At 66.1% G+C, this 1,689-nt stretch carries 2 protein-coding genes; one reads left to right on the forward strand and one right to left on the reverse strand.

Annotated elements, in window-relative coordinates:
* Positions 1-186: 186 nt before the first annotated feature.
* Complete coding sequence (locus tag EN781_RS31975; RefSeq protein ID WP_126058514.1) at positions 187-1,098, forward strand: LysR family transcriptional regulator; 912 nt, start codon at positions 187-189, stop codon at positions 1,096-1,098.
* Here EN781_RS31975 and EN781_RS31980 read toward each other — a convergent pair.
* The coding region (locus tag EN781_RS31980; protein WP_127400701.1) for a S1 RNA-binding domain-containing protein at positions 1,099-1,689 on the reverse strand (591 nt) is incomplete at its 5' end.

Raw genomic sequence — 1,689 nt, forward strand, 5'->3', positions numbered from 1 at the left:
CCATGCGCTCATCCTCGGAGAGTTGGTCCTCGATCAGGAAGGGATCTTCCCAGACGAATGCGTTCTTGTCGGCGGCCATGGCCTGTCTCTCCCGCGCAAAATCTTGAGGTGCGGGGCTTATCGGCCCCCGCCTGGAAAAAATCAAACGAAATTGCATCACCAATCAATGAGCGTTAGTAATAGATCATGAACGTCCAGCGCCGCCTTTTGCCGACCACCAGCGCCCTTGCCGCCTTCGAGGCGGTGGCGCGTCTGGGCTCCTTCACCGCCGCCGCCCGTGAGCTCGATCTCACCCAAGGCGCCATCAGCCGGCAAGTTGGCCTTTTGGAAGAACAGTTCGGACGCCGCCTGTTCGAGCGCGACAGCCGCAATGTCCGGCTGTCGACGGCAGGCGAGGCCTATGCCGAGGCGGTGCGATCAGCGCTCGGGCAACTGCGCAACGCAGCCCTTGGATTGATGAGCAATCGGCATGGGGGCATCCTTAACCTGGCGATTTTGCCGACCTTCGGCACGCGCTGGCTGATGCCGCTGATCCCCGATTTCGTCGCCAACAACCCCGACATCACCATCAACTTCGTCACTCGAGTCGGCCGCTTCGACTTCGCCCGCGAACGGCTCGACGCCGCCATCCATTACGGCCTGCCCGACTGGCCGGATGCCGATTCCACGCTGCTCGTGCGCGAGACGGTGGCGCCGGTGGCATCGCCCGAATTCGTGAAAGGGCAACGGATCGCCACGCCGGCCGACATCTGCCGCCTGCCACTGCTGCACATGGCGACGCGCCCCGGCGCCTGGACCGAATGGTTTGAGCATCAGGGGCTCAGCGCGCCGACCGGACCCGGTATGCAGTTCGAGCAGTTCGGCACCGCCGCCCAGGCCTGCATGGCCGGGCTCGGCGTGGCGTTGCTGCCGGAAATCCTGATTGCCGCAGAATTGCAGCGCGGCCAACTGCTGCCGGCGCCGGGTCAACCGATGCAGAGCCGCAGCGCCTATTACCTCGTTGTCCCGCATGACAAGCGCGGCCATCCGCCGGTCGCCAGTTTTCGCGACTGGCTGCTAGGCCAACTCGGCAAGGAGCCGGCTGTTCTGGCTTGGTAGCTACTTCCGCTTCATGGCCTCGGCAAGCGCCGCGCCGAACGCGCCCTGCGCGGCCGGCGGCTCCGGCTGGCGCGGCGGCGCCGGCGTGCGCGGCGCCGGCCTGCCGCCACCATTGTCGCGCGAGCCGCTCCGCGGGGCACCGCCGTCGCCGTCCTTGCGCATCGTGAGACCAATGCGGTTGCGCTTGATGTCGACGTCGACGACCCGCACCTTCACCACATCGCCCGCCTTCACCACCTCATGCGCATCCTTGATGAAGCGGTCAGCCAGTTGCGAGACATGGACCAGCCCGTCCTGATGCACGCCGATGTCGACAAAAGCGCCGAAGGCGGCGACATTGGTCACCGTGCCTTCGAGCAGCATGCCTGGCTTCAGGTCCTTGATATCGTCGACACCCTCGGCAAAGGTCGCCGTCTTGAAGCCGGGGCGCGGATCGCGGCCGGGCTTTTCCAGCTCCGCCAGGATGTCGCGCACCGTCGGCAGGCCAAAGCGCTCGTCGACGAAGACACGCGGGTCGAGCGCCTTGAGCGCGGCACTATCCCCCATCAGCGCGCGCACGTCGCGGCCGCAGGCTGCGACGATCTTCTTCGC

The sequence above is a fragment of the Mesorhizobium sp. M4A.F.Ca.ET.090.04.2.1 genome, from assembly GCF_003999085.1.
In the GTDB taxonomy this organism is placed as follows: domain Bacteria; phylum Pseudomonadota; class Alphaproteobacteria; order Rhizobiales; family Rhizobiaceae; genus Mesorhizobium.